The 7,054-nt window shown below is 55.6% G+C and carries 9 protein-coding genes and 1 pseudogene; 9 read left to right on the top strand and 1 reads right to left on the bottom strand.

Annotation, left to right across the window (positions count from 1 at the left end):
• The 8 genes from ACY692_RS13530 to ACY692_RS13495 all read left to right on the top strand — a co-directional run.
• Positions 1-1,035 (top strand): class I tRNA ligase family protein (locus ACY692_RS13530; RefSeq protein WP_462325906.1); only part of this gene is annotated, 1,035 nt, incomplete at its 5' end.
• Positions 1,036-1,406: 371 nt separating this feature from the next.
• Positions 1,407-1,904, top strand: a complete 498-nt coding sequence (lspA, locus tag ACY692_RS13525; protein WP_462325905.1) for a signal peptidase II — start codon at positions 1,407-1,409, stop codon at positions 1,902-1,904.
• Positions 1,885-2,640 carry a prolipoprotein diacylglyceryl transferase gene (lgt, locus tag ACY692_RS13520; RefSeq protein ID WP_462325904.1) on the top strand — a complete coding sequence of 252 codons (756 nt, stop codon included), beginning with the start codon at positions 1,885-1,887 and terminating at the stop codon, positions 2,638-2,640. The genes lspA and lgt overlap by 20 nt, the downstream gene beginning before the upstream one ends.
• 68 nt (positions 2,641-2,708) lie before the next feature.
• Positions 2,709-2,960 (top strand): PLDc N-terminal domain-containing protein, encoded by a 252-nt coding sequence (locus ACY692_RS13515; protein ID WP_462325903.1) that lies wholly within the window; start codon positions 2,709-2,711, stop codon positions 2,958-2,960.
• 91 nt (positions 2,961-3,051) lie between these two features.
• Positions 3,052-3,969 (top strand): tetratricopeptide repeat protein, encoded by a 918-nt coding sequence (locus ACY692_RS13510; RefSeq protein WP_462325902.1) that lies wholly within the window; start codon positions 3,052-3,054, stop codon positions 3,967-3,969.
• Positions 3,970-4,404 (top strand): NIL domain-containing protein, encoded by a 435-nt coding sequence (locus tag ACY692_RS13505; protein WP_462325901.1) that lies wholly within the window; start codon positions 3,970-3,972, stop codon positions 4,402-4,404. It abuts the gene before it with no gap.
• 54 nt (positions 4,405-4,458) lie between these two features.
• Positions 4,459-4,986: a PilZ domain-containing protein gene (locus ACY692_RS13500; protein ID WP_462325900.1), complete on the top strand. Its 528-nt coding sequence runs from the start codon at positions 4,459-4,461 to the stop codon at positions 4,984-4,986.
• Positions 4,983-5,714: a hypothetical protein gene (locus tag ACY692_RS13495; RefSeq protein ID WP_462325899.1), complete on the top strand. Its 732-nt coding sequence runs from the start codon at positions 4,983-4,985 to the stop codon at positions 5,712-5,714. Before ACY692_RS13500 ends, ACY692_RS13495 begins: the two co-directional genes overlap by 4 nt.
• A gap of 97 nt (positions 5,715-5,811) precedes the next feature.
• On the opposite strand, the gene ACY692_RS13490 is transcribed toward ACY692_RS13495, so the two are convergent.
• Complete coding sequence (locus ACY692_RS13490; RefSeq protein WP_462325898.1) at positions 5,812-6,390, bottom strand: tetratricopeptide repeat protein; 579 nt, start codon at positions 6,388-6,390, stop codon at positions 5,812-5,814.
• A 302-nt stretch (positions 6,391-6,692) separates the two neighbouring features.
• On the opposite strand from ACY692_RS13490, the pseudogene ACY692_RS13485 reads away from it, so the two are divergent.
• A pseudogene (locus tag ACY692_RS13485) lies at positions 6,693-7,054 on the top strand (VCBS repeat-containing protein); the annotation flags it as partial.

Raw genomic sequence — 7,054 nt, 5'->3', positions numbered from 1 at the left:
GTGGACGGCAAGGGGCACAAGATGTCCAAGTCCGTGGGCAATGTCATCGCCCCCGAAGAGATCATCAAAAAGTACGGGGCTGAAATCCTGCGCCTGTGGGTAGCCGCCTCCAACTATCAGGAAGACCTGCGCATCTCCGACGAGATCCTGCGCCGGCTGGTGGACGCCTACCGCAGGATCAGAAACACCTGCCGGTACATTCTTGGGAACCTGCGCGACTTTGACCCGGCCACGGACATGGTCGACGCCAAGGACATGCTTCCCCTTGACCGCTACGCACTGGATCTGCTGGCCGGATCCCACGCAACCATGCAGAAGGCGTACGAGGAATTCGAATTCCACAAGGTCTACCACACCCTGCACAACCTCTGCGCCACCGACCTGAGCGCCTTTTATCTGGATATCCTCAAGGACCGCCTCTATGTCTCGGCCACCAAGGGGATAGAGCGCCGCTCGGCCCAGACCGCCATGTACCATATCCTCATGGTATTGATGGAGAACATGGCCCCCATCCTCAGCTTCACGGCCGAGGAGGTCTTCAGGAACATGCCCGAGACCATGCGGACCGACGCCAAGACCGTGTTCGGCTTCACCTTCCCGGAATTCAAGAAGGGATTCATGGACGAAGAAGAGACCCAGCTGTGGAATATGCTCGTGGAGGTCCGCAACGAGGTGACCAAGGCCATCGAACCCCTGAGAAAATCCAAGGAGCTGGGCCATTCCCTGGACAGCCATGTCACCCTGTACGTCAAGGAAGACATGCGCGAGGACCTGGACAAGGTGGCCGATATTCTGCGTGCCTTTTTCATCGTTTCCAAGGTGACCCTGGCGGATGTCGCTGACGCACCCGAGAACATTTTTGCCAGCCAGGATGTCCCGGATCTCAAGGTCGACGTGACCCGCGCACCCGGAACCAAATGCGCCCGGTGCTGGGTGTACAATGAAAATCTGGGGAGCAACCCGGACCACCCGGATGCGTGTCCGAGATGTACCAAGACTCTGGAAAAAATATCCGATAATGAATCGCCCATGTGATGAAAGGGGCAATGATGAACGTATCGAGGATACGATATCGTTCAGATTGCCACTATCATTGCAAACAGTGTTCGCAGGTGCCATTCATTTTGTTTTTCCTCGCCTCCCTGGGCTCGATCAAAATAGGCGGTCCGTGAATCGCCCCTACGGGGGTGCGGGGATATGACGAAATTTGAATGACTAAATGTTACCGGCAAACAGTGTTTGGCATGCATTGCATCAGCAAACCATCATGATAAAGATGTGCCTGCAAAAAATAGATTCTTGCAGGCAGGGTTAAGGTTTGAGTTGAAAGGTCTAAATAAAATCAGGTAGTTACAAAATATTGTCTTGAGCTTGAACCTCGATTTTCGACTTTTTGCAGGAGCATCATGATAAACAATAAATACAAATTCGTTTCCTTCCTGGCCCTGGTGATCATCATTTTGGACCAGACCACCAAGATCTGGGTCCAGGGGAACATCTCCATGTACGAATCCATTCGGGTCATCCCGGGATTCTTCGACCTGGTCCATGTTCTGAACAAGGGCGCGGCCTTCGGATTCCTGAACCGGGCCGACATCCATTGGCAGACCTATTTTTTCATCGGGGTCTCTGCCCTGGCTGTGGTCCTCATCTTCCATCTGGTCAAAACAGTGGACCGCAGGGATCCTTTCCTGTTCGCCGGCCTGGGGTGCATCCTCGGCGGGGCCCTGGGAAACATGATCGACCGGATACGCATCGGTGAGGTCATCGATTTCCTGGATTTTTACGTGGCCGGACACCACTGGCCGGCCTTCAACGTCGCGGACATGGCCATCAGCGTGGGAGCCTTCATGCTCCTTGTCTCCTTCTACCAACGGAAAAAGAATGCATCCGGTTTTGATTAACATCGGTCCCCTGACCATCCATAGCTACGGCTTTTTCGTGGCCGCCGCCTTTCTGGCCGCCATGGCCTGGACCTGCAGAGAGGCCAAAGCCAAGGGGCTGGACCATTCCCTTGTTTCGGACCTCGGCTTCTACGTGGTCCTCGGGGCCATCCTCGGGGCCAGGATTTTGTATATTCTGATCAATCCGGTCTACTTCTTCCACCATCCCCTAGAGATATTCATGTTCTGGAAGGGGGGATTGGTTTTTCTGGGAGGGGCCATCATGGCCACGGTGGCCGGGTACTGGTATCTTTCCAAAAGGGAGCAACCCCTGTGGACATGGATGGACGCCATCGCAGTGAGCGTTCCCCTTGGTCAGGCCATAGGACGGATCGGTTGCATCATGGCCGGCTGCTGTTACGGCAGCCCATGCGAACTCCCATGGGCGATCACCTTCACCGACCCGAACAGCCTCGCGCCGGTGAACATCCCCCTCCACCCGACCCAGGTCTACCATTGTCTGGCAGGACTGCTCACCTTCGGCATCCTCCTTGGGGCCAAAAGATTCTTGCGGACCAACGGCCTCCTTACCGGCCTCATGCTCATGCTCTACGCGGTGTTCCGATGCACCATCGAATTCTTCCGGGGCGACTACCGGGGTGATTTCGGGATCATTTCGGTCACCCAGATCATCGCCTCCGGGGTCTTCTGTCTGGGACTCTGGATTGTGGTGTATAGAAAAAAAACGGACCGATAAATTCAAGAAATTTTAGCAACCCCAACTCTCTAAGATACCTAAAATCTTTAAAAAATTACAAAAAAAACATGTCTTCCCTCACCCCTCTCCAAATCGCTCTGGTCGTCGCCATCCTGGTGTTGCCGATACTCCCCAACCTTTGGGCCATATGGCACATCTTCCGTCATGATTTCGCCACGCCGGCCGAAAAAAAAGGATGGATCTGGTTGAATGTCTTTCTTCCTGTTCTCGGTGGATTCATCTACCTCTTTATTGGCCGTCGCAGGACCGTCGATCTGTCCGACCAGTCCGCCGGGTCGACAATAGAGCCGGGCAGCTGAAACGAAAGTCCAAACAAGATTTGCAAGATACGGTAATTACGTTTATGGATGTATATCCCAAGGACCATCCAATTCCAGGAAGCCACCAGCCATGATCTATTCCCGAACCACCGGTTTATTACTCGTATCTCTCGTCCTGGGAACGCTTTTTTGTTCCGCATGTGCATCCAAACAGGACGTTTCCTCGCTCAAGGGACGGGTCTCCCACCAGCAACAGCAACAGGCACGGGAAAATCAGGAACTGAAGAAACAAATCGTCACCCTGGAATCCGAGCTACAAAAGGCCAGAGAGGACCTCAAAGAAGAGATCTCCGCAACGAGCGGGCCGGTCCGGTCCAAACAGGCGAATCTCTGGGCCGAGATCGAAAATCTGCGGGTCCAGCTGGCCACGGCCAGGGGGAAGATCGACGGGCTGGACCGAAAAATCCGACGGATGGAGAACACCCAGGCCAACGCCACGCGTACCCTTGAAGAACTCTCGACCAAAACGGCACGGACCGGCAATGCCGTGACCACCATTGCCGGCCAGCTGGGCATGGACCCCAACGACCTGGGGCAGGGTGGGGTTTCTTCGCCCCGGAAGACACCATCCGAACAAAAACAGGCCTCCAGTCAGCCAGTCGCCGCACCCAGCTATGATTCGGCCCAGGAATTGTACAAAAAGGCCCTGAACTCGTTCTATGCCAAACAATATGACCAGGCCCTCTCCCTGTGGGAAGAATTCGTGGCCGCGTTCAAAACGAACAAGCTCGTCCCCAATGCCCTTTTTTGGCAGGGAGAATGCCACTACCAGATGCGCGATTACGCCCGCGCTATCCTGGCCTATCAAAAGGTCATCGAAAAATACAAAAAGAGCAACAAGTACCGCCCGGCCCTGCTCAAGCAGGGCATCTCCTTCTACAAGATGGACAAGAAGAAACCGGGCAAGCTCGTCCTCACCGACCTGATCAAGCACCATCCACAATCAGCCGAAGCCCGCCGGGCCAAGGCGTTCTTAAAAACCAAATAAATGGGTATGAAAAATTACAGCCGCATCATCTCTCTTTCCTTTCCCCCGGTCGTTTCGGGCAAGCCGGTCATCTGTAATCTGGCCAAGCTCTTCGACCTGACCTTCAACATCCTCAAGGCAAGGATCAACCCCCGGCACGAGGGCCACATGGTCCTGGAGCTTTCGGGGCGCGAAGAGGACTACACCCAGGGGATCACCTACCTGCAGGAACACGACATCACGGTCACCCCGGTGGCCCAGCAGATCTCCCGGGACGAGGAATCCTGCCTCCACTGCGGGGTATGCACCGCCCTGTGTCCTACCAACGCCCTGCACCTCGATCCGCAAACCAGAAGGGTGGAATTCGACTGCGATAAATGCACGGCCTGTGGCCAATGTACCCGCATCTGCCCGGTCCATGCCATGAACGTGGAAGTGGAGGAGAACGGGTTTTAAGGACATACCATCGGCCAGAGGATATAACCTACATCTTTCTCCCCCGGAGTGGACATGGAAACCGAACGCAGAACCTACACCCGCATCGACACCACGCTCCAGGCCTTCATGCGCACGGCCCCTTCCCCTTCGGCCAGACCGGGCCTCCGTGGAGGATTTGCAACTGGGGTAGACCACCTCAAGGATGACTTGCAAAAGACCTCCCTGCCGGATCCGCTCCTGGATTATCTCGAATCCATGAACGCCAAGCTCGACACCATCCTCGGCCTTCTGCACCAATCTTCCATACAGACAGAATATCCTCTCACCGCCACCGTCACCCAGATAAGCGGTGCCGGGGTCCAGTTTACTTCAGACCACGATCTGCAGACGGGCATTCACCTGGAAATGGTCATCACCCTTTCCAGGTTCCCCCTGTACCTGATCAACGTCGTCGGAGCCATCACCCGCAAGGAAACGGCCCCGGACGGAAAGGACCTCTATGTTTTCGGATTCACCGCCATCCGGGACAACGACCGTGAAGCAATCATCCAGTATGTATTCAGGGAACAACGCGAAATGATCAGGGGAGAACGTTTATGACCAGGACATATGAAGAGTGGATACCCCTTGCCCGGACATATCTGTACGCCAACGCCGGACGACAGATCTCCGGCATGACCCATAACGCGAACAATTTCTGCCACGTCCTGGAAATGCAGTTGGAACTCTTCCAGGGCAAGATCAACCGCCAACCCGACATGACGGCAGTGGACCTTTTGCCCAAATTCGGTCGCCTGACCCAGGCCGTGAGCAAATTGACCGAGACGCTCAGGGATAACGAACAGCTCAATTTTTTTACCGATGAAACCGTCACCATGATCGATGTCCGCCAGTTCGTCGGCTGGGTGGACCGATTCTGGACGAACAATCTCTTCTATAAACACAAGGTGGCCAACACCATAGTCTGCCCGGAAACGATCCCGACGCTCCAGCTCCCCCCGTTCCTCCTGACCCTGGCCATCGACGAATCCCTGAAAAACGCGGTCGAGGCCTGCATGGACAAGGACCCCGCCGGCCAGCATGCCATGTCCCTCGATGTCGCGCCGCACGCCAAGGGGGTCGCATTCTCCCTGACCTCCCCCACAATCTGTCCCGCAGAGATCGATCCCTTGGATGAGGGGACGACCAATAAACCAGACCACCAGGGACTGGGGTTGCCCATGGTCAAGTTCTTCGCCGATCAGGTGGGATGGAGTGTGCATCTTGCAACAACAGATGAGAGCACCACGTTCAGGCTGGAGATTCCCGAACAAAAAACGCAATGGTAGAGGCTGGGGCGCAGTCTGCAGAGCACAGCACACAGGGGGCATCGGTCGCTACTCACGACATGGACGCAGCGGTGGGAAGGCGGAACGAAAAAACGGCCTAGCGTCCTTTGTTCTGCTCCGAGGATCCATCCTCGCCCCCTTCCTGTGCACTGTGCACTGCGCACTGCACACTCAATCCCATAGCCTGTTCGATCTCTTGAACCACCACTCCGCACGAGATTGCTTCTCCTGCTTCAAATAGCGCCTTCTGCAAATTGACCTCCCTGAGCACCAGCGGATTATCCACGTCAAAATACCCGTCCCAGGCTTCCAACGCCTTCTCCGGATTGTCCTTCCTCAGCCACGACAATCCCAAGAACAGCTTGGCCGTATGGTTCCCGGGTTCCTTGTGCAAAACCTGCCGGGCACATACCTTGGCCGGGTTGATCTCCCCCAACCGATAATGGCAGATCATCATCTGTACCCGCGCCTCGATATGGTGCGGCTCCCGTGACAGGACATCCCTGTACGCAGTCCGGGCCTCTTGGAACATCCCCTCCCCAAAAAGCCGGTCCGCCTCGCCGATCTCCCTGCCTATCCCCGAAACCGGTTTGGATGAAGTGAGCGGAGCCGCCCCATCCACATTCTGCCGCACCCTGCGCATTGCGCTGAATAAAAAATCTCGTCTGGAAACCATGATCGTGTTTTTTCACCCCATATGCCGGAAAAAGACCCATACGTGATCGTACAAGCCACACGGTTGGATAGTTGCCCCGGAATCACGCGTCAACCATCTGATCAAGTCCGCCTCCTGCGACCCGCGCACGAAGACGTCCCCCGTAAAACGTGCCCCCTACCCCTTGAACCGTAACCTTTACGCCCTTAAAACCTAAAACAGTCATCCTTGACAATCCCCCCCATCCAAACCAAAAGTCACCCAACTTCAAACGTTAAAAATCCGGGGAGCCATCTCCGCCACCCATCTATGGAGGAACATCCATGATCCTGCGTCTAGCACTCATACTGCTCGCCCTTCTAACCCTGCCCGTCCAGACCCTGGCCGAGGAAGCCAAGACCTTTGCCGTGGCCCCCTTTGCGGTCCATGGTCCCCAAACCTACAAATATCTGCAGCAGGGCATCCCCTCCATGCTCCAGACCCGCCTGACCTGGCCCGGACATTTCAGCCCGGTATCCAAGGATACGGTCAAGGCACACACGCCATCCCCCATTGAAAGCCAGGATGCCGCCAAAAAAGGGCTGTCTGGTATCGGTGCCGATTATCTCGTCTACGGCAGCGTGACCATCATGGGCAAGGAATGCAGCCTGGATGTCCAGCTCCTGGATGCCGAAGGGCAGGCAAC

Source organism: Desulfoplanes sp., assembly GCF_054921335.1.
The sequence above is the reverse complement of the archived record's forward strand: the minus strand, read 5'-3'. Positions and strand labels throughout refer to the sequence as shown.

Bases quoted from the DNA above. Each gene is read 5' to 3' on its own strand.
- lspA (WP_462325905.1), top strand. From the start codon at position 1,407: ATGATAAACAATAAATACAAATTCGTTTCCTTCCTGGCCCTGGTGATC.
- lgt (WP_462325904.1), top strand. From the start codon at position 1,885: ATGCATCCGGTTTTGATTAACATCGGTCCCCTGACCATCCATAGCTAC.
- ACY692_RS13515 (WP_462325903.1), top strand. From the start codon at position 2,709: ATGTCTTCCCTCACCCCTCTCCAAATCGCTCTGGTCGTCGCCATCCTG.
- ACY692_RS13510 (WP_462325902.1), top strand. From the start codon at position 3,052: ATGATCTATTCCCGAACCACCGGTTTATTACTCGTATCTCTCGTCCTG.
- ACY692_RS13505 (WP_462325901.1), top strand. From the start codon at position 3,970: ATGGGTATGAAAAATTACAGCCGCATCATCTCTCTTTCCTTTCCCCCG.
- ACY692_RS13500 (WP_462325900.1), top strand. From the start codon at position 4,459: ATGGAAACCGAACGCAGAACCTACACCCGCATCGACACCACGCTCCAG.
- ACY692_RS13495 (WP_462325899.1), top strand. From the start codon at position 4,983: ATGACCAGGACATATGAAGAGTGGATACCCCTTGCCCGGACATATCTG.
- ACY692_RS13490 (WP_462325898.1), bottom strand. From the start codon at position 6,390: ATGGTTTCCAGACGAGATTTTTTATTCAGCGCAATGCGCAGGGTGCGG.